General features: G+C 68.5%; 18 protein-coding genes. 3 read left to right on the top strand and 15 right to left on the bottom strand.

Annotated features, from left to right (window positions below):
• Positions 1–234: 234 nt before the first annotated feature.
• On the top strand, positions 235–1281 hold the full coding sequence (locus MKL01_RS16980; protein ID WP_243906375.1) for a saccharopine dehydrogenase family protein: 1047 nt from the start codon (positions 235–237) through the stop codon (positions 1279–1281).
• 25 nt (positions 1282–1306) lie between these two features.
• Here the strand turns inward: MKL01_RS16980 and MKL01_RS16975 are convergent, their stop codons facing one another.
• Positions 1307–2830 (bottom strand): UxaA family hydrolase, encoded by a 1524-nt coding sequence (locus tag MKL01_RS16975; RefSeq protein ID WP_243906374.1) that lies wholly within the window; start codon positions 2828–2830, stop codon positions 1307–1309.
• A 642-nt stretch (positions 2831–3472) separates the two neighbouring features.
• Between MKL01_RS16975 and MKL01_RS16970 the strand changes: the two genes are divergently transcribed.
• Together MKL01_RS16970 and MKL01_RS16965 are read left to right on the top strand one after the other, a co-directional pair.
• Positions 3473–4330, top strand: coding sequence for an NAD-dependent epimerase/dehydratase family protein (locus MKL01_RS16970; RefSeq protein ID WP_243906373.1), 858 nt, complete (start codon positions 3473–3475; stop codon positions 4328–4330).
• Between the two features lie 9 nt (positions 4331–4339).
• Complete coding sequence (locus MKL01_RS16965; protein WP_243906372.1) at positions 4340–5551, top strand: class I SAM-dependent methyltransferase; 1212 nt, start codon at positions 4340–4342, stop codon at positions 5549–5551.
• A gap of 193 nt (positions 5552–5744) precedes the next feature.
• On the opposite strand, the gene MKL01_RS16960 is transcribed toward MKL01_RS16965, so the two are convergent.
• The 14 genes from MKL01_RS16960 to MKL01_RS16895 form a co-directional block, all read right to left on the bottom strand.
• On the bottom strand, positions 5745–5918 hold the full coding sequence (locus tag MKL01_RS16960; protein ID WP_243906371.1) for a hypothetical protein: 174 nt from the start codon (positions 5916–5918) through the stop codon (positions 5745–5747).
• A gap of 114 nt (positions 5919–6032) precedes the next feature.
• Positions 6033–6254, bottom strand: a complete 222-nt coding sequence (locus MKL01_RS16955) for a hypothetical protein (RefSeq protein WP_243906370.1) — start codon at positions 6252–6254, stop codon at positions 6033–6035.
• 148 nt (positions 6255–6402) lie between these two features.
• Positions 6403–7473 carry a malate/lactate/ureidoglycolate dehydrogenase gene (locus MKL01_RS16950; protein ID WP_243906369.1) on the bottom strand — a complete coding sequence of 357 codons (1071 nt, stop codon included), beginning with the start codon at positions 7471–7473 and terminating at the stop codon, positions 6403–6405.
• A 123-nt stretch (positions 7474–7596) separates the two neighbouring features.
• Positions 7597–9111: a M81 family metallopeptidase gene (locus tag MKL01_RS16945; protein WP_243906368.1), complete on the bottom strand. Its 1515-nt coding sequence runs from the start codon at positions 9109–9111 to the stop codon at positions 7597–7599.
• Between the two features lie 34 nt (positions 9112–9145).
• Positions 9146–9862 (bottom strand): DUF1194 domain-containing protein, encoded by a 717-nt coding sequence (locus MKL01_RS16940; protein ID WP_243906367.1) that lies wholly within the window; start codon positions 9860–9862, stop codon positions 9146–9148.
• Positions 9863–10029: 167 nt separating this feature from the next.
• Positions 10030–10797 carry a DUF1223 domain-containing protein gene (locus MKL01_RS16935; RefSeq protein ID WP_243906366.1) on the bottom strand — a complete coding sequence of 256 codons (768 nt, stop codon included), beginning with the start codon at positions 10795–10797 and terminating at the stop codon, positions 10030–10032.
• Positions 10798–10804: 7 nt separating this feature from the next.
• Positions 10805–11821 (bottom strand): lipid A biosynthesis lauroyl acyltransferase, encoded by a 1017-nt coding sequence (locus tag MKL01_RS16930; RefSeq protein ID WP_243906365.1) that lies wholly within the window; start codon positions 11819–11821, stop codon positions 10805–10807.
• Between the two features lie 122 nt (positions 11822–11943).
• Positions 11944–12966 (bottom strand): zinc-binding dehydrogenase, encoded by a 1023-nt coding sequence (locus MKL01_RS16925; RefSeq protein WP_243906364.1) that lies wholly within the window; start codon positions 12964–12966, stop codon positions 11944–11946.
• Between the two features lie 10 nt (positions 12967–12976).
• Positions 12977–13261 (bottom strand): SH3 domain-containing protein, encoded by a 285-nt coding sequence (locus MKL01_RS16920; protein ID WP_243906363.1) that lies wholly within the window; start codon positions 13259–13261, stop codon positions 12977–12979.
• Between the two features lie 33 nt (positions 13262–13294).
• The gene (locus MKL01_RS16915; protein ID WP_243906362.1) at positions 13295–14062 is read right to left on the bottom strand and encodes an SDR family NAD(P)-dependent oxidoreductase; all 768 of its coding nucleotides are present in this window, start codon (positions 14060–14062) and stop codon (positions 13295–13297) included.
• A complete protein-coding gene (locus tag MKL01_RS16910) occupies positions 14059–15342 on the bottom strand; it encodes a beta-ketoacyl-ACP synthase (protein ID WP_243906361.1) in 1284 nt (427 codons plus the stop codon). Before MKL01_RS16910 ends, MKL01_RS16915 begins: the two co-directional genes overlap by 4 nt.
• Before the next feature lie 86 nt (positions 15343–15428).
• Positions 15429–16718: a Zn-dependent hydrolase gene (locus MKL01_RS16905; protein WP_243906360.1), complete on the bottom strand. Its 1290-nt coding sequence runs from the start codon at positions 16716–16718 to the stop codon at positions 15429–15431.
• Positions 16719–16824: 106 nt separating this feature from the next.
• Complete coding sequence (locus tag MKL01_RS16900; RefSeq protein ID WP_243906359.1) at positions 16825–17286, bottom strand: tellurite resistance TerB family protein; 462 nt, start codon at positions 17284–17286, stop codon at positions 16825–16827.
• 253 nt (positions 17287–17539) lie between these two features.
• Positions 17540–18706 (bottom strand): carboxylate-amine ligase, encoded by a 1167-nt coding sequence (locus MKL01_RS16895; protein WP_243906358.1) that lies wholly within the window; start codon positions 18704–18706, stop codon positions 17540–17542.
• Positions 18707–18793: the final 87 nt, after the last annotated feature.

Raw genomic sequence — 18793 nt, 5'->3', positions numbered from 1 at the left:
TAAGGGCCTTCCCGCGCACGGGTGTCGCGCACCGGCGGACAGGCGAAGTCCCGCGGCGGCCGCAGGCTGGATTGCCGTGCGCTGTGGCTCCCTCACCCGGCGAACGGTCCGCCCGCTTCGAGGCCGATCGCTCTTCCCGGACCGGCGCCGCCGCCACAGCCGACCGCGGGGATGTCCGGTCCCGGCGCCGCGGCCTGGGTCCGAGCGCCTGCGCGCCGTGCTACATGGGCGGCCATGACCGCGATCCTGATCTACGGCGCCACGGGCTATACCGGGACGCTCCTGGCCGAACACGCTTGCACGCTCGGCCTGCGCCCGATCCTGGCCGGCCGTGACCCCGAGAAGCTGCGGGCCCTCGCCTCGCGGCTCGGGCTCGATTGGCGGGCCGTCCCGCTCGACGCCCCGGGGCGCCTGCGCGAGGCGCTCGCCGGCACCGCCGCGGTGATCCACGCCGCCGGACCCTTCTCCAGGACGGCCCTGCCGATGGCGGAGGCGTGCCTGGCGGCGGGGACGCATTACGTCGACATCACCGGCGAGATCGACGTGCTGGAATCGCTCGCGGCCCGGGATGCCCAGGCGAAGGCGGCCGGCATCGTGCTGCTTCCGGCGGCCGGCTTCGACGTGGTGCCGAGCGATTGCCTCGCCGCCCATGTGGCGGCCCGGCTGCCTAGCGCCACGCACCTGCGCATCTCGATCGGGGGCTTCGGCGGCTTCAGCCGCGGGACCGCCCGCACCATGGTCGAGGGCATCGCCTGGGGCACCCGCGTGCGCCGGGACGGCCGGATCGTCGAGCTGCCGAGTCCGCCCCGCGGCAGCGCCGATTTCGGCCGCGGTCCGCGCCGCACCGTCGGGCTCGGCTGGGGCGACGTGTCGAGCGCGTGGTACTCCACGCGCGTCCCCAACATCGCGGTGTATTTTGAGGCGTTTCCCGCCATGGCGGCGGCCGCGGGGCTGCCGGCGGGCCTGCGCCGGCTCATTGCGGGGGGCGCCGCGCAGCGTCTGATCAATCGCGGGATCGACCGGCTGCCGCCGGGTCCCACGGCGGCGGCACGGGCGCGGGCGCGCAGCACCTTCCTGGCCGAGGCCTGGGACGCGCAGGGCCGCGGCGCGGCGAGCCGCATGGAGACCCCCGAGGGCTACACCCTGACCGCTCTGACCGCCCTGGAGACCGCCCGCCGCGTGGCGGCCGGCACGGTCCCCGCCGGGTTCCACACTCCGGTCACCGCCTTCGGGCCGGATTTCATCCTGGGTTTTCCCGACGTGACGCGGACGGACCTCTGACGGCCCGTCCGACCCTCGGGCGGGCTCACACGGTAGCGCCGAGCTGCCAGGGCGCGAATTCCGACGATCCGAAGTCGAACTGCTCGCTCTTCGTCCGTGCGCCGCTGGCGACCCGCAGGATCATCTCGAAGATCCTCTGGCCCGCCTGCTCGACGCTCTCCTCGCCGTCGAGGATCGTGCCGCAATTGACGTCCATGTCGTCTTCGAGGCGCCGGTACATCGCCGAGTTGGTGGCGATCTTGATCGACGGCGACGGCTTGCAGCCGAACACGCTGCCGCGCCCGGTGGTGAAGCACACGAGGTTCGCCCCGCCCGCCACCTGCCCGGTCGCCGAGACCGGGTCGTAGCCGGGGGTGTCCATGAACACGAAGCCCTTGGCGGTGACCGGGTCGGCGTAGCGCAGCACGTCGACCAGGTTGGTGCTGCCGGCCTTGGCCATGGCGCCGAGGGATTTTTCCAGGATCGTGGTCAGGCCGCCGGCCTTGTTGCCCGGTGACGGGTTGGCGTCGATCTCCGATCCCTCCCGGCGCGTGTAGTCTTCCCACCAGCGCATCAGGTCGACCAGCTTCTGACCCACCTCCGGGCTCACGGCGCGCCGGGTGAACAGGTGCTCCGCCCCGTAGGTCTCGGTGGTCTCCGAGAGGATCACGGTGCCGCCGTTCTCCACGACTCGGTCGCTGGCGATCCCGAGCGCCGGGTTGGCCGAGACACCCGAGTAACCGTCCGAGCCGCCGCATTGCAGGGCGACGATCAGCTCGCTCGCCGGCACGGTCTCCCGCCGCACGACGTTGGCCTCGGCCAGGATGCCGGTCACGAATTCGATCCCGGCCTCCACGGTCTTCCGGGTGCCGCCGAGGGTCTGGATGTTCATGCTGCGGATCCGGTCGCCCAAGCCCTGCTCCTCCAGGAAGGCGCCGATCTGGTTCACCTCACAGCCGAGCCCGATCATCACGATGTGCGAGAAGTTGACGTGGCGCGCATAGCCGGCGAGCGTCCGGCGCAGCAGCCGCAGCGGCTCGCCCATCGCCATGCCGCAGCCGGTCTTGTGGGTGAGCGCGACCACGCCGTCGACGTTCGGGTAGGCGGCCAGGGGATCGAGCCCGAGGATCGGGTGCCGCCGGAACGCGTCGGCGATGAGATCCGCGACGTGCGCGCTGCAATTCACCGAGGTCAGGATGCCGACGTAGTTCCGGGTCGCCACCCGGCCGTCGCTCCGGCGGATGCCCTGGAAGGTCGCCGGAGGCGCGACCAGCCGGGTCGGCCGGGCATCGCGCCCGAACGCGTAGTCCCGCGCGAACTCGCCCATCCCGAGATTGTGGACGTGGACGTGCTGGCCGACGGCGATCTCGGCCTTCGCGAAGCCGATGATCTGACCGTACTTGGTCACCGGTTCGCCGCCGCGATGGGGCCGGACCGCGAGCTTGTGGCCGGCGGGGATCCGCTCCGCCGCCGCCACCCCGGGGGCGACCGGGGTGCCGGGCTCGATGGCGCCGCGTGCCACCACGACGCTGTCGTCGGGACGCAGGGTGATGACGGGATAGCTGGACATCGGTTTCTCCTGACGATCCGAACACGCAGGGTGCTCTGTGTCCGCGGCACCTGCTCGGATCTCTACCGGACCGGTAGTTGCGCAATTTTGCGGACGTCGAGGAATTAAGTGAAGGCCCTGGAACAAGCAGGGCCCCCGAGCCGCCGCCTTCAACTCCGCCGAGGTCTCCCAAGGATGCTCCGTTCGCCGGCGGACACAGCACGGATTGAGCCACCGCCCTGTTGTCTGGGTTGCTGGCGACCGAGCCACTTGAGCCGGTGAGCGGTTGTAAAACGGGAACCGGCAAGGAGGCCAGCGTCGAATCCGTAGCTCAAGAAACACCCTTGGCACACATCAACTTTTCAAGATAAAGAATATTTCCCACAAAAGACGCGCTTAATAAAAGTTTTGCCTCGCATAAAGCGCAATGCTTCTGCCGTAAAAACTCGTATTTCTACTATAAACCAACAGTTCCGTGGCTGATATCGATCCGTCCAATTAAAACAAAACCTGTCGCAGTAAGCAAACGCTAGCCGACTTGCTTCATGGGTGTCTTGCAAGTTGGCTGAAATGTTGCAAAGATATGGCCGAGAAGATTGATGCCAGACCAGAATGAGTCGAGCGTCTATTTGTGATCTTTATAGTAATCGCGGAATCACGGTAATGACATCGATACTGATAATTGGGGGCACTGGATATATCGGTAGCGCAATTTACAGTCACGTGGTCGATAGATATGAGAAAATTGATACCATCGACATGGAGTATCGAGGAAATTTTGTAAATAATAGCAATTTAAGGACGGATTATAATCACATTACAGCGAATAAACTCCGCGATTACGACGTAATCATTCTGCTCGCTGGTCATTCAAATGTGAAGCAGTCCGTGGCTGACCCCTTCGGGGCCATCGACAACAACCTCTGCAAATTTGTCAACTTGATCGCCAAGCTCGATCAGCAAAAGCTTCTCTATGCAAGTTCGTCCAGTATTTATACAGGAGTCGGAGGAAAAGCCGTCGACGAAAGTTGGAAGACGTTCAATTTCAGCAACATGTATGACTTCACAAAATACGCCTGTGACGGTATCTCGTCGCTGCTTTACAAGAATGCCTACGCTTTGAGATTCGGAACAGTATGCGGTGCGTCGCCGAATCTGCGCGTCGACCTTATGATCAACGCAATGGTGAAGAGCGGCCTCGAGACAGGGACGGTAAAAATCTTCAACGGCCATGTCCGTAGGCCAATTCTAGGGATATCAGATCTTTGCAATGCTGTTGATCTGATCCTGCAAACCGATACCGATCCAGGAGTCTACAATTTATGTAGTTTCAATGCAACGGTGAAGGAGATCGCTACCCGCGTTGCCTCCCGAGTCGGTTGCGATACTGTGGAACTCCCGCCAACAGAGACTTATGACTTCAGCATGGAGAACGGAAAAGCCATATCGGCGTTTGGGTTCTCGCCCAAAGCTACTGTCGAATCGCTGGTCGACGAGCTTGTCGCTGCCTCAACGAACTAAGGGCTGATCATGAGCTTCACGGAAATTCGACAATGCCTCGCCTGCGGCAGCGAAGATCTGCACACTTTTCTCGATCTCGGCGACCAACCACTGGCAAATTCTTGCCACCGGTTTGACGAAGTACTTCAGGCCTATCCTCTCGCGGTACGGGTTTGCAAGACTTGCTGGCATTGCCAATTGTCGGGGGCGGTCGACCCGTCAAAGCTGTTCGAGCACTATCTTTACGTCAGCGGCACGACCGAAACGCTGAGGAATTACTTTGCGGATTTTGTCACAAAGGTAGAAGGCCGTGTCGGCAATCGTCCACTCAGGGTCCTCGATATTGCAAGTAACGATGGAAGTCTTCTAAAATTATTTCGAAATAAAAACCATATTGTACAGGGTGTCGATCCAGCAAAAAATCTTGAGTGCCTTTCGATCTCCAACGGGGTACCGACGAAGGTCGCATATTGGAGTGAAGAAGTCGCGCAATCGTTCGACGTGAAATTCGACGTCGTTGTCGCCATGAATGTTCTGGGCCACGTCGCAGACCCTTTGTCGTTTTTAAAAGCTTGCGCACATGCGGTGAGCTCAGAAGGTCGGGTGTTCATACAGACTTCTCAAGCGTTGATGATCAAAAATGGTGAATTTGACACCATATATCACGAACATCATTCGTTCTTTTGTTGTAATTCTTTCCAAAAACTGGCGAATCGCTCTGGTCTTAAGCTTGTGAACGTCGAACATGTCCCGATTCATGGGACTTCCTATCTGTTCGAGTTGGCGCCGCAAGGGGCGAACGATAAATGTGAGCAGTATTTCGAAATCAATCATCAGGAATTACAGCTCGGTTATCGCGAAATCGCAACTTATAGCCGTTTTGCGGAACGGTCGCACGCGATCAGCGATCACGTCGGAGATCTTGTCCGTTGGCATCGGGCAGATGGCTACAAAATTGTCGGTTATGGTGTCGCGGCTAAAGGAATGACGTTTTTAAACTTCTCTGGGATTGAGCTCGAATATATTGTCGATGATAATCCACTCAAAGTTGGTTTGTTCACGCCGGGCACCAATACGGAGATTGTCGGCAAAGATACGCTGGAACATGACCGCGATCGGCTATTGATCGTAATTTTGGCCTGGAATTTTTATCCAGAGATCGTCAAGCGTATTCGCGACGCGCGGCGGGGAAAATCGGATCGTTTTCTCACGTACTTTCCGTCGATCCGTATGGACAGCTAGTAAAGATCGAGGCTGGCTCATGGTGCTCAAGAAAACCGTTATCTCGCATTTTTACAATGAAGAATATCTTTTGCCATGGTGGCTCGAACATCATCGCAGAATGTTCGATCATGGCATCATGATCAACTATAGATCGACCGATGAAAGCCGCCGCATCATCGAGACTTACGTTCCGGATTGGCAAATCCTGGACTCACGCAACGACGAGTTCAGCGCGGTCGAGTGTGATAAGGAAGTAATGATTATTGAGCAATCGCTTATAGGCTGGAAAATCGCACTCAATACGACGGAATTTCTCTGCTGCGCGGATTTGGATGCCTTTCTTCAGCGAGCCGAGCAGCGCGGACAGACCAGCTTCCAGAGCCAAGGCGTCATCATGGCAGATCCGCTGGATCAGGTTCTTCCGGACCCGGTGAGATCAATCAGCCTCGTCGCTCAGCGTCACTTCGGCTTTTTCGAGCGAGACTCCGTGCTGAATTTTCTAGGGTTTCCCTCCCGATGCCGATTGCTTCATCGCCGGCACCACGGAGCCTACCGACCTGGGCGACATCAGACCGATCAGGTCGATGTTGTTGTCGAAGACGAACTTCTCGTCCTCTGGTTCGGGTTCAGCCCATGGAACGAGCAGACTATTTCGCGCAAGCTCGGGATCAAGACACGGATCCCCGAGCTGGATCGCAGAATGGGCCTCGGCTACCATCATCTGGTGGATTCCAGCAACTCGAGTCCATGCGGCGCGCAGAAGCGATCAAATCGCGAGATCTGCGGACGTCGTCAACGTACCAGCGTGCCACCCAAGCCTGTTCTGAGCCGCTGCCTTCGAGACCGAAGTTCGACGCCGAGCAGGCGTCTCACCCGCGATAGGCATCGCCGTCCAGTCCGTGCGGCCGGCCGGCTGCGAGCAGCGTCGCCCAGACCGGTTCGGGCAGCGGCACCCCCTCGGCGAGGCGCTCCGCCCGCGTGCGCCGCTCCGGCTCGCCCGGCAGCAGGACCTCGGCGCCGGGCATCGGCCGGGCGCTCTTGAAGAAGTCGAGATAGGTCCGCGCCTCGGTCGCCAGGATCTCCTCGGTGCCGAGGGCCCGCGGGGTCACGTAGATCGACAGCATGCCGTTGCAGATGCGCCGCCGGCCCGGCCCTGCGGTTCCCGAGCCGGTCAGCGCGCCGGCGAGGAGTTCGCACATCAGCGCGAGACCCGAGCCCTTGTGCTCGCCGAAGGCCCGGATCGCGCCCGCGCCGCGCTGATTGTCGCGCTCCACGCCGTCGAGGGGTCCGAACAGGGTCGCCGGGTCGGAACTCAGCCGGCCGTCCGGCTCGATCAGGGCGCCCTCCGGCAGCGGCTTGCCGCCCCGGGAGGCCACCAGCACCTTGCCCTCGGCGACGGCCGAGGTGGCGAAGTCGAGGATGATCGGCTCCGCGCCCGGCACCGGGAAACCGGCCGCGAACGGCGCCGTGGAGAAGCGCCGCTCCACCGAGCCGAAGGGCGCCACCAGCAGGCTGCCCGCCACGTTGACGAAATGGACCGAGACGAGCCCGGCCGCCGCCGCCCGCTCGGCCCACTCGCCGATCCGCCCGAGATGTCCGGCGTGGCGGAGCGCCACGACGGCGACGCCGCTCTCCCGGGCCTTGGCGATGCCCAGGTCGGTGGCGAAGGGTCCGGCGGTCTGCCCGAAGCCGTAGCCGGCATCGATCAGCGCGAAGGCCGGCGCGTCGCTGACGATCTCGGGCGTGCGGCCCGCCTCGACCTCGCCCGCGCGCAGCCATTCCACGTAGCGCGTGACCCGGACGACCCCGTGACTGTCGTGGCCGGTGAGGTTGGCGGCGACCAGGAAGCGGCCGATCCGCTCGGCCTCGTCGTCGGCACATCCCTCCCGAATGAAGATATCCCGCACATAGGCGGACAGCCGATCGGCCGAGATCCGCATTCCGTTTCCTCCCTGGCCGCGCCTCGCCGGGCGCGTGCGGGACGAACCTAGCGCCCCCGGCCGCACGGCGCGAGCGCCGCGGGTGACGCCTGGCGGCCGCTGTCGTCCCGGACGTCGCGCCGGTCACCCCTCCGGTTTCCCCGGACCGGGCGGCAGGCTGTAGGGGAAGAAATCGGAGGCCCGCATGTGCGCGTAGGGCAGGCGATCGAGCCGGACCGTGCCGAGGAACGGCTCGGGCGGCTCCACCAGCAGGATCGTGCGGGCATAGCCGCTGTCGTCGAAGCCGCGGCGGAAATGAACCCGCGACTTGATCGCCACCACGTCGAAATCGGCCGCGTCGAGGCCGAGGTCCCACAGCGCATCGGGCTCAACGATCTGCGCGAGCTGCGGGCTGAGCACCAAGACGTTGCCGGCCCCGAGCCCGACGCAGATCCAATGGCCGCCTCCGCCGCCGCTCCCGGCAACCCCGGGGGCCGGCGCGGCGGCGACGTGCAGTATGGTCCCGATGACCCGCACGGGCTCTCCCGCCGAGGGGTCCGCGCCGCCTCCGACCGGCGCATCGAACACGTCGCCCGGCCCGGCCCCACTGGCGATCACGGCGGCGATCGCCTCCGGCGACGCGACCGTGGCCACGAGGCAGCGGGCGAGCCCCTGCGCCAGGATCTGGCGCAACAGCCACGTGGCGCGTCCGGAGCGATCGCTGTGATCGGCCAGGACCACCGGAGCCGCGCCGCGCGCGACGGCCCCGCGGGCGAGCCGCACCCCGTCCGCGATGGAATGGATCTCGGCCGCCGCGAGCAGCGCGCTCCGGTTCCGCCACGCGAAGGCGGCGACATCCTCGGCGACCCGCGCGGCGAGGTCCGGATCGGCGTCGGTCATCGCCTGCACGGTCATGCCGCCGTCCGGCGCGTCGCCCCACGGGAAGCCGAAGAACACGTTGACGAACACGTCCGGCTCGCGGGCCTCCCAGACCAGCGCCCGCTGGACGAGATCGGACCAGGGCGAGGCGCCGGTCCATTGCACCACGGTGGGCGAGAGGATCGGGACCTTCAGGGTCCGGTGCACCGGCCGATAATCGCCGCGGGCGGCCCGGATCAGCATGCGGGCGGCCCGTTGCCCCTGGAGGTGGCCGTCGTAGTGGGGGAAATACTTGACGGCGAACGCCATGTCGGCGTGCTCGAGGAACGCGCCATCCTCGTTGCCGTGGAGGTCGAAGGTCGCCGCGATGACGGCATGCCTGCCCACGGCGGCGCGCACCTGCCGGGCGATGTCGGCCTCCGGGCGGGGGACGCCGCGGACCGCCATCGCACCGTGCAGCGCCATGTAGACGCCGTCGAACGGTCCCAGAGCCCGCAGTTCCGACACCATGAGGCCGAGGAAGTGTGCGTAGGCGTCCTGGGTGATCCAGCCCGAGGCGGTCCCGGTGCGCGGCCAGAGGGGCGAGGTGATGCCGGTCAGCGCGACGCCCGGGTGCTCGCGCGCCACCTGCACGAAGCCGCCCATGTAGCCCTTCGGGTCGGTGGCCAGGAGATCCGGTCCGCCGGCCGGCGAGCCGGGATAGATGAAGTCGTCCCGGGTCGTGTCGTTCGGCAGGAACGTGACGGTCTCGTGGGTGAACTGAAGCACGGCAAGGCGCATCGGCGGCCCCCTCCCCGGGGCTGCAACGGAGGGGTCACGAGATCTCGCGGACCAGCTTGGCGATGAGGGCGCGTCCGAAGGCCTCGAAGCTCTCCGCGCTCATCACGAAGGCGCCCTCCCCGGCGATCACGACGTTGCGGTAATAGGCCGCGAGGCCGCCCGCCGGATTGGTGTGCTCCTTCAGGAATCCCGGCATGCCCTCCGGATCGGTGAGGATGACGATGCCGTTGACCGTGATGCCGGCCGCCGCGGCGGCGTCGCGCATCTCCGCGATGGGACGGCCGGCGTTGCTGGTGCCGTCCCCAGAGATGTCGATGATCCGGCGGTCGGCCCCGAACGGCGCGCGCTCCAGCAACTCCGTGCCGAAGGCGATGGCGGAGCCGATGGCCGTGCGGCCGTAGAACGGCCGCGGCACCGCGGCGAGCTTGGCCGCGAACGCGTCCGCGTCCCGGGCGGAGGCGATGATCATCCAGTCGACCGCGATCTGCTGCTCGCCGGGTCCGGCCCAGTCGAACAGCGCCACGCCGATGCGCCCGGTCGGGCCCTCGCCGATCGCGCGCAGGACGCGCGGGTCGCTGAAGGCTTCGGCGTAGCCGCGCCGCTCAAGGTCGAAACGCGCCTCGCTGATGCTCAGGGACACGTCGACCGCGAGGACCAGGAGGACGTCCACGGTGTGATCTGCGGCATCGGTGCGGCGCCCCCAGAGGGACAGGGCGGCGAACAATCCGGACAGCAGATGGCGTCGCCGCATGGCCGACACTCGCTGAAAAGCGCCCACAGGGAACGGCGGACCGCCACCCGTATGCAACGACCCTGCCGCCGACATGGTTCGGCGCGCGCCGGATGGGGGAGACGCGCGGACGCAGGGATGCGCTCTCGCCCGTCCGGATCCCCGGGCCGCGCAGCGGCCCGGCACGCCTACAGCCCCGGGCCCTTCGCGGCGCCGATGATGCGCCCGGGCCGGCCGTCGGCGGCGGCCTGGAGCAGCACGACCCAGCTGTCCGCGTCGCCGATCTCGGCCTGGATGTTGGGCACGTCGAAGCGCGCCGGCTGCCCGGTCCAGGACCCGAGGCGCAGCAGACCGCGCACCACGTTGATGTAGGTCGCGATCCGGCCGCCGTTCTCGCCGCCCTGGATCGGGATCGCCCGGCTGCGCAGGACCGGGACGAGCCAGACATCGCCGCGCAGGTCCGTCCTGGCCTCCGCCGCCGCCCCGACCTCCACCTGGATCCGGTCGCCCCGCATCTCGCTGCGCACCGGGACCGGCAATCCGCCGCGCTGGCCGGCATCGCGCAGGAGCCGCTCCAGGGCGGCTCTGTCCGAGCCGACCGCGAAGCCGGTCCCGTCGACCACCACCTGGGGAGTGAAGACCTGGCGGGCTCCGCGGCCCCGCGCGTAGGCGCGCTGGCGCTCGTTGAGCGGCCGCAGGCCCAGGGTGTCCTTCCAGCCGAGATAGTCCCAGTAGGTCACCGGCAGCGTCAGGGCGATCACCCCGGGCTGCCGGGACAGGTCGCGCATCACCGGATCGGCCGCCCGGCAGGCGCCGCAGCCCTGACTGGTGAACAGCTCGACGACGGTCTGGACCGGCTCGGCGCGCACCGACGGGGCGGCCAGGGAACTCCAGAGCAGCACCGTAGCGCCGAGCGTGCGGCGGTCGCGGAGTCTGGCGCGGGGCCGGGGCGTCATCGCGTCATCAGAGCGGTTGCGATGCCGTCTGTGAAATCACGTTGGCTTGAGAGGCTTCCACCATGGGTTGAGAGACCACCTGCGACGCCCGGGCCCTCGGCAACATGTCCGGGCGCCAGCGGCGATGCATCCAGAGCCACTGGCCCGGAGTCTCGCGCACCCACCCCTCCACCACCGCGGTCATCGCCTGCATGGCGCCGGCCACGTCGATGGTCCCGTCGGCGGCGCGGGGCAGATCCAGCGGCGGCGTCAGCTCCAGCCGGAAGCGGCCCTCCGGCAGGCGCACGACCCGGACGCCGTGGACCGGGCAGTCGTAGTGCCGGGCGAGCTTGGCGAGGAGCGGATTGGCGAGGCAGGGCCGTCCGAGGAAGGTCACCACCACGCCGCGGGTGAAGTGCTGGTCGATCAGCTGCCCGAGATGGCCGCCGTTCTCCACCACGTCGCGCAGGGCGAAGACGGCGCCCGGCTTCGACGCCGCGAGGCCGCCCATGGAGCGCCTCCGAACCTCCTGCACGAGGCGCGCGGCCGCCGGGTTGTTCGGCGGCCGGAACACCGCGGTGGCGTCCAGCCCGAACCTGGCCGCGCAGATCGCCGGCAGCTCCCAGTTGGCCAGGTGAGCCGAGAAGATCAGCCCCGGCCGGCCGTCGTCGCGCAGGGCGAAGAAATGCTCGATGCCCGAGACCTCGGTCCGCAACGGGCCGGGGGCCGCGGGATCGTAGTCGAACAGGGTATCCAGATGGGCGTACTCCGCGCCCGTCCGCCCGAGATTGTCCCATGCCTCCAGGGCGATCCGCCTCCGCTGCGCCTCCGGCATCTCCGGGTAGGCCGCCCGCAGGTTCGCCAGGGCGGTGCGGTGCGCCGGCAGGAGAGGCCCGAGCGTGCGCAGCACGGCGGCGCCGAAGGCCGTCGACCGCGCCGGCCCCAGCGCGCGCGCGATCCACACCAGGGCGCGAATCAGCGGGATCATCGCGTAACCGGCCAGGCGCGGATACGACCGTTTCAGGAGGAGGGCGAGACGCAGCACGTTCGATTCCAGGGCGTGGCACGAGCGGCCCCCCGACGCACCCGTAAAGCGAAGCTTAAGCCATGTCTGCCGCAGCGCGAAAGAGGCGCCGCGCGGAGGGCGCCTTCTGCTCCGCGGCGCGCCTACAGACCGACCAGGATCTTGCCGAAGACGCGGCGCGACTCGAGCCGCTCGAGCCCCTGCGCGAAGTCGGACAGCGGGTAGACGGTGTCGACGACCGGCCGGATGCCTGCGCCCATCTTGTCGAGGGATTGGCCGATATTGGCGAGCGAGCAGCCGAACGAGCCCGTTATCCGGTATTGCTGTTGGAACAGCTGCATCAGATTGATCGTCGCCGACACACCGGAGGTCGACCCGCAGGTCACGAGACGCCCGCCGCGCTTGAGGCAGAGCAGGGACCCGTTCCAGGTATCCGCGCCGACATGCTCGAACACCACGTCGACGCCCTTGCGCTTGGTCAGCCGCCGGACCTCGCCCTCGAACCGCTCGGTCCGGTAGTTGATGACGTGATCGGCGCCGAGGTCCGCCGCCCTGCGGCCCTTCTCGTCGTCGCCCACCGTCGTGTAGACCGTGCAGCCGATCGCCTTGGCCATGCGGATCGCCGCGGTGCCGATCCCCGAGCCGCCGGCATGGACCAGCACGCTCTCGCCGGGCTCCAGCCGGGCGTTGTCGAACAGCATGTGCTGCACGGTGCCGAAGGCGATACCCGCGCAGGCGGCGTCGGTGTCGCTGACGCCGTCGGGCACCTTCACCGCCAGCCGGGCGGGCAGCGTCACCAGCTCCCGGGCGAAGCCGTCGAGGTGGAAGCCCATCACGCCGGACACGTCCTCGCAGAGGTTGTCGCGGCCCTCGCGGCAGGCCCGGCACCGGCCGCAGGTCATCGCGCCGTAGGGGACGACCCGGTCGCCGGCGGCGAGGTCGGTGACGTCCGGCCCGGCCGACTCCACGACGCCGGCGGCTTCCGCCCCGACGATGAGCGGCATCTTCCGCTTGGCGAAGGCCATCCCGCGGAAGCCCCAGACATCGATGAAGTTGAGGCCGACGGCGCGAATGCGGATCCGGACCTCGCCCGGGCCCGGGGCCGCCGGAGGCTCGACGTCCGTCAGGCGCAGGTCGCGGTCGCCGAACAGCTGGAGGGCTTGCATCTGTCTCTCGTCAATCCGGCGCCAGGTATCGCCGCCGCGCCCAGCCCAGGACCCGGCCGGCCCTGACCCGGCACCAGGTGGTGCGGCTCGGCGTGTCGTTGGTGCAGCCGAAGACCAGGGCCCGGCCGCGGATCTCGCCGATCTGTTCGGCGGACGGGTCCGGCTCCGCGCGGATGCTGAGGGGCTCGCCGGGCGGCAGGCCCGAGAGCCGGTAGGTCTCGGGCTCGGCCCATCCCGACCCCGGGACAAAGACCGCCGCGATGCACAGGGCGGAGAAAGCGGGAATGGCGCGCATCGGCAGGATCGTCGTGCTCCGCGGCGTCATCGATCAGGCCCGGTGGACGCCCATCATCGCGGTCAGGCCGCCGTCGACGGGCAGGACGGTGCCCGTCATGTAGGAGGCGCCCTCACCCATCAGGAAGGCCGCGAGCGCGGCGACATCCTCCGGACGGCCGAACCGCCCCGCGGGGATCTGACGCTCCATACCGTCCCGATGAGCGGCGTAGCGCGTCATCATGGCCGTGTCGACGAAGCCCGGCGCGATCACGTTGACGGTGACCCCCCGCTTGGCCGTCTCCACCGCCAGGGTGCGGCAATAAGCGATCAGCGCGCCCTTGGTCGCCGCATAGGCGGCGTTGCCGGCGTTCCCCCGGAGGGCCGCAACGGATCCGATCGCCACGATCCGGCCGGCGCGGGCGCGGGTCATCTCGCGGACCAGCGCCTTGGCGACGCGGGTCAGGGAGAAGAAGTTGACCTGCATCGCCGCCTCGGCCCGCTCCTGGTCGAGCATGGCCGCCAGGGCGTCGCAGGGCTGGCCGGCGTTGTGGACAAGGCCGTAATAGCCGGCCGCCTCCGCGGTCTCGCAGAAGCCGTCGAGCGCGCCCTTGTCGGCGAGGTCAAGGGCATGGGCCGCCACGGCGCGGCCGGGATGCGCGGCGCGCATCTCCTCAAGCAGCGCCTGCGCGGCCTCGGCCGAGGCGCGGAAGGTGAAGTCGACCTCGTAACCGGCGCCGGCCAGCGTGCGGACGATCGCTGCTCCGATCCCGGTCGCGCCGCCCGTGACCAGGACGCGCCGGCCTGCCGCCGCGGCGCTCACGCGGGCTCCGCGCCGAAGACCAGGCAGGTGTTCTGGCCGCCGAAGCCGAACGAGTTCGACAGCACCGTCCGCACCGGCAGGTCGCGGGCGGTCTCGACCACGTCGAGGGCGATCGTGGGATCTGGCACCCGGTGGTTGATGGTCGGCGGGACCCGGCCGTGCCGGATGGTGAGCAGCGACACCGCCGCCTCGATGGCGCCCGCGGCCGTCAGGGTGTGGCCGATCATCGACTTGTTGGAGGTCACCGGCACGGCGCCCGTGCGGGCGCCGAACACCGCCCCGAGCCCCAGCGCCTCCATCTTGTCGTTCTCCGGAGTCGACGTGCCGTGGGCGTTGACCGTATCGATGGCGTCGGCGTCGAGCCCGGCATCGTCGAGGCTCGCCCGGATCGCCGCGATGATCGGCGCCCCGTCGGGGCTGGAGCGGGTCCGATGGAAGCCGTCGCCCTTCTCGCCGCAGCCGAGGACGTAGCCGAGGATCGTCGCGCCCCGGGCGGCGGCGGCCGCGGAATCCTCCAGGACCAGCGCGGCGGCGCCCTCGCCCATCACGAAGCCGTCCCGATCCTTCGAGAACGGCTTGGAGGCCGCGCCCGGCTCGTCGTTGCGGGTGGAGAGTGCCGAGAGCAGCGAGAAGCGGATCAGGGATTCCGGGTTCACCGAGCCGTCCGTGCCGATGCAGAGCGCCGCCGCGGTCTCGCCGCGCCGGATCGCCTCGACGCCGAGCTGGATCGCGGTGGCGCCCGACGAGCAGGCGGTGGAGAGCGAGATGGGCGAGCCCCTCGTCCCGAACCGGTCGGCGATGCGGTCCGCCACGGTGCCGAAGATGAAGAGGTCGTGCCACGGATCGAACCGCCGCGTGGCAGCGGCCCGGAGCAGCCCGGCGTAATCGACCGGTCCGTCGCCCCCCGCGGCCTCGGCCAGGGCCTGCCGCTGCGGCCATTCCATCTCGACGGGCGGGACCGCGATGAACAGCGCCCCCGGAAAGTCCCCCTTCGCGCCGAGCCCTGCCTGCGCGACGGCCTCCTCGCCGGCCACCGCGGCGAAGCGCTCGGACAGAAGCGGGGCGACCAGCGGCTCCGTGTCGAGGAAATCCACCGTCCCGGCGATGCGGGTGCGCAGGCCCTCGGTCGAGAACCGGTCGATGGCATGGATGCCGGATCGGCCCGCGATCATGGCCGCCCAGGTCTCGGCCTGGCCTTGCCCGAGGGAGGAGACGACGCCGATGCCGGTCACCGCCACGCGCGGCCGGCCCCTGGCGTCGCGATGGGATCGCGCGCTCATGGAGCGGTCCTTACGGGATTTTGGGGCGCCGTACACCTCCGGGCCCGCGTCCGGGCCGCGCACCCGGCGCGAGCCCGGACCGCGCGCTACGGAGCGGTCGGTCGCGGGCCGTCCGCCCGCGGCGCGTTGGCCAGGCGCAGCACCGTCTGAAGCAGGACGTCGGCGCCCGCCGCGCAGTCGCCCTGGGTCGCGGATTCCGCCTCGTTGTGGCTGATCCCGTCCTTGCAGGGCACGAAGATCATCGCGGCGGGCACTTTCGCGGCGATGTTGCAGGCATCATGGCCGGCCCCCGAGATGATTCGGCGGCTTGCGTGGCCGAGGCTCTCCGCCGCCGCATCGACCGCCGCCACGATGGCGGGGTCGAACGGCACCGGCTCCTTCCGCCAGATCCGGTTGAGCGTGATATCGAGCTTCCGGCGGCCGGCGATCTCCGAGGCGGCCTCCTGAAGGCGCGCCTCCAGGAAGTCGAGGGTCGCGGAGCGCGGGTCGCGCACGTCCAGGGTGAAAGCCACCCGGCCCGGAACGACGTTGCGCGACGGGGCCAGGATCGCGGCCTCGCCGATCGTCGCCACCGCGGTCGGCGCCTGCGCCAGGGCGATCCGCTCGGCGGCCAGCGCGAATTCCGAGAGCGCCAGCAGGGCGTCGCGGCGGCGCGGCATGGGCGTGGTGCCGGCATGGCTCTCGAAGCCCGTGATGATGCCGTCGAACCACATGATGCCCTGGCCGCCCTCGACGACCCCGATGGTCTTGCCCTCGGCCTCCAGGATCGGCCCCTGCTCGATGTGCAGCTCCACGAACGCGCCGATCTCCCGCGTGCCGACGGCCTCGACACCGCGGTAGCCGATCGCGTCGAGGGCCTCGGCCACGGTGGTGCCGGCGGCGTCGCGCTTGGCCAGGATCTCGTCCGTGGTGAAATCCCCGGCATAGGCGGCCGACGCCATCATCGCGGGGGCGAAGCGCGAGCCCTCTTCGTTGGTCCAGTTGACCACCATGAGGGGCGCCTCGGTCTCGATGCCGGCGTCGTTGAGGCTGCGCATCACTTCGAGCCCGGCGAGCACGCCCAGCACACCATCGAACTTGCCCCCCGTGGGCTGGGTGTCGAGGTGGGATCCGAAGGCGATCGGCTTCCGGCTCATGTCGCGTCCGGGCCGCAGGGCGTACTGGGTGCCGAGGGCGTCGACCGAGACCGTCAGCCCGGCGCCCTCGCAGGCGTCCCGGAACCAGTCGCGCACGCGGCCGTCCTCGGGCGAGAGCGTCAGCCGGTTGATGCCCCCGGCGGGGGTGCCGCCGAACGCGGCGGTCTCCAGGATCGTGGACCACAGCCGGGCACCGTCGGCGCGCAGATTATGGGTCCGGTTCAGGTTCACATCGTCCATGCGGGTTCCTTCCACGGCGGGACGCCGCGCGACAAGTCCATTGTCAGGGAACGCCGCGATCCCGACGGCGCGCCCCGCATCAGCAACGCCGATGCCAGCCGATCGGTCACGCCAGCGGGCGGCGCACGGGATTGGCGCGCAGCAGCGCGACGGCGTCGAGCCGGAGGGCCGCGGCGATCGTGCCGAGCGCACCGGCCTCGATGTTGCTGATCCCGTCCTGGTCGGCGACATCCGCGGCGATCAGGAAGACGTTCTCCCGCTGATCGGCGGGCCGCCCGGCCACCGCCGCGACGTGGCGCAGGTTCTCGGCCCGGCCCAGCCGGGTTCGCGCCCGGGCGATCCCGTCGTAGAGTTCGGTCTCCAGCATCAGCGTGTCGTAGCCCTTCATCAGGACCGGATCGGCGCGCAGCCCGTTCAGCGCCGCGTCGAATTCCAGGCTGGCGACCTCCCCGTCGGCCACGATGACGTTGGCTGCGGCGGAGACGGCGGCGAGCATCAGCGCCCGGTCACCCGCGTAGGCCGTCACGGTACGGCCGACATGGCCGAAGAGATCGCGCAGGAGGCTCATATCGATCGGTCGAGGGCGGCCGCGGGAAGGCGTGAGCGATAGCAGACCTCGGCGGCGAAGGAAGCCGCCGCGGTACCCGGTGTCGATGCGACGCGGGTTTTTCGCCGACGGGGCGCCGCGGCCCGCAGCGTTCGCCCGGTCAGACATCCTTCGGAAACGTGGGCGTGCGTATGTTCGTGACGACCATGCATTCCAGCATGGCCGACGGATTTCGGGCTCGGCGACCCCCCCTCAGCCGGATCCGTGTCCGTCGTTACGCCGCCGGACCGACATGCGGGCGCCCCCCAGGCCCGTCGGTCGATCCGGCGGCGGTTTCCGCGGCGAGATGGTCCACCACGGCCGAGAGCGCGGCCCGCTCTCCGGCGCCGGATTTGCGGGACGCGGCGAAGACCGCGATCTGACGGTCGGCGCTCGTACCCTCCGCGACGATACGCCGAGCCCGGGCGCAGGCCGCCGCGCAGCCGAGGGCCTCGGCATCTTCGGCCGTCGCCGCGAGCAGATCCTCCACGCAGGCCGCCATCGGCACCCCGCAGCCACGGGCCTCATCGATGAGCGTCGCCCGGAGGCCGTCGCACTCGGCGCGCCACAGATTCTCCATCACGAAGCCCCGGGACGCTGCGGTCATGCCGGCGTTGAGCGTCCGGTCCCGGACGACCCGGCGCACGAGGCACCGGAACAGCGAGGCGATGCAGACCGCGTCGTCGAGGCGCGTGCAGCTGTCGGCGACCCTTAATTCGAGGGTCGGGTATTTCACCGAGGCGCGCAGGTGCCACCAGAGGTAGCTGGCATCCGCGATGGCGCCGGCCCTGGTCATCACGTCGACGTAGTGGGCGTAGTCGGCCTCGTCGGAGAACAGCTCCGGGACGCCGGTGCGGGGCAATTCCGCATAGGCGCGCATCCGGTAGCCGGCCATGCCCGTCGCCTGCCCCTGCCAGAAGGGCGAAGAGGTGGAGAGGGCGAGGAGAACCGGGAGGAAGGGCAGCAGCGGGCTCATCAGGCCGATCCGTTCCTCCGGATCCGGCACCTCGACGTGCACGTGGAGCCCGCAGACCAGGTTGCGCCGGCCGAGCATCCGGAGGTCGGCCATGAGGCCGTGGTAGCGGGCCTTGTCGGTGGGCCGCTGGTCTCGCCAGCGCGCGGTCGGGTGCGTGCCCGCGGCAAAGGTCAGGATCCCGCGTTCGTCGCCGATCCCGGCCAGCCGGCGGCGCAGGTCTCCCAAGTGGGCCTGCGCCTCCGCCGGATCGTCGGTCGGCGGGGACGCGATCTCGACCTGACACTGGAGCTGCTCGCGCTCGGCGTCGCAGACGCGAGCCCTCACGGCGGCGTGGAAGGCACGCAGGCGGGCGCGCGGCGTTCCCCGGGAGCGGGAATCGGCGAGGAAGAACTCCTCCTCGATTCCGAACCTGTACGCGTGGGCCATCCGCGCTCCCTAGCCCGCTCGACCGCGCGGACCTTCCGGCGAACGTCCCTGCACCGGCGGAGTTCCGGACCCGGGGTGGCGCGAAAA

The organism is Methylobacterium sp. J-070 (assembly GCF_022829385.1).
Classification (GTDB): domain Bacteria; phylum Pseudomonadota; class Alphaproteobacteria; order Rhizobiales; family Beijerinckiaceae; genus Methylobacterium.
The sequence above is the reverse complement of the archived record's forward strand: the minus strand, read 5'-3'. Positions and strand labels throughout refer to the sequence as shown.

Bases quoted from the DNA above. Each gene is read 5' to 3' on its own strand.
- MKL01_RS16980 (WP_243906375.1), top strand. From the start codon at position 235: ATGACCGCGATCCTGATCTACGGCGCCACGGGCTATACCGGGACGCTC.
- MKL01_RS16975 (WP_243906374.1), bottom strand. From the start codon at position 2,830: ATGTCCAGCTATCCCGTCATCACCCTGCGTCCCGACGACAGCGTCGTG.
- MKL01_RS16970 (WP_243906373.1), top strand. From the start codon at position 3,473: ATGACATCGATACTGATAATTGGGGGCACTGGATATATCGGTAGCGCA.
- MKL01_RS16965 (WP_243906372.1), top strand. From the start codon at position 4,340: ATGAGCTTCACGGAAATTCGACAATGCCTCGCCTGCGGCAGCGAAGAT.
- MKL01_RS16955 (WP_243906370.1), bottom strand. From the start codon at position 6,254: ATGATGGTAGCCGAGGCCCATTCTGCGATCCAGCTCGGGGATCCGTGT.
- MKL01_RS16950 (WP_243906369.1), bottom strand. From the start codon at position 7,473: ATGCGGATCTCGGCCGATCGGCTGTCCGCCTATGTGCGGGATATCTTC.
- MKL01_RS16945 (WP_243906368.1), bottom strand. From the start codon at position 9,111: ATGCGCCTTGCCGTGCTTCAGTTCACCCACGAGACCGTCACGTTCCTG.
- MKL01_RS16940 (WP_243906367.1), bottom strand. From the start codon at position 9,862: ATGCGGCGACGCCATCTGCTGTCCGGATTGTTCGCCGCCCTGTCCCTC.
- MKL01_RS16935 (WP_243906366.1), bottom strand. From the start codon at position 10,797: ATGACGCCCCGGCCCCGCGCCAGACTCCGCGACCGCCGCACGCTCGGC.
- MKL01_RS16925 (WP_243906364.1), bottom strand. From the start codon at position 12,966: ATGCAAGCCCTCCAGCTGTTCGGCGACCGCGACCTGCGCCTGACGGAC.
- MKL01_RS16920 (WP_243906363.1), bottom strand. From the start codon at position 13,261: ATGCGCGCCATTCCCGCTTTCTCCGCCCTGTGCATCGCGGCGGTCTTT.
- MKL01_RS16910 (WP_243906361.1), bottom strand. From the start codon at position 15,342: ATGAGCGCGCGATCCCATCGCGACGCCAGGGGCCGGCCGCGCGTGGCG.
- MKL01_RS16905 (WP_243906360.1), bottom strand. From the start codon at position 16,718: ATGGACGATGTGAACCTGAACCGGACCCATAATCTGCGCGCCGACGGT.
- MKL01_RS16900 (WP_243906359.1), bottom strand. From the start codon at position 17,286: ATGAGCCTCCTGCGCGATCTCTTCGGCCATGTCGGCCGTACCGTGACG.
- MKL01_RS16895 (WP_243906358.1), bottom strand. From the start codon at position 18,706: ATGGCCCACGCGTACAGGTTCGGAATCGAGGAGGAGTTCTTCCTCGCC.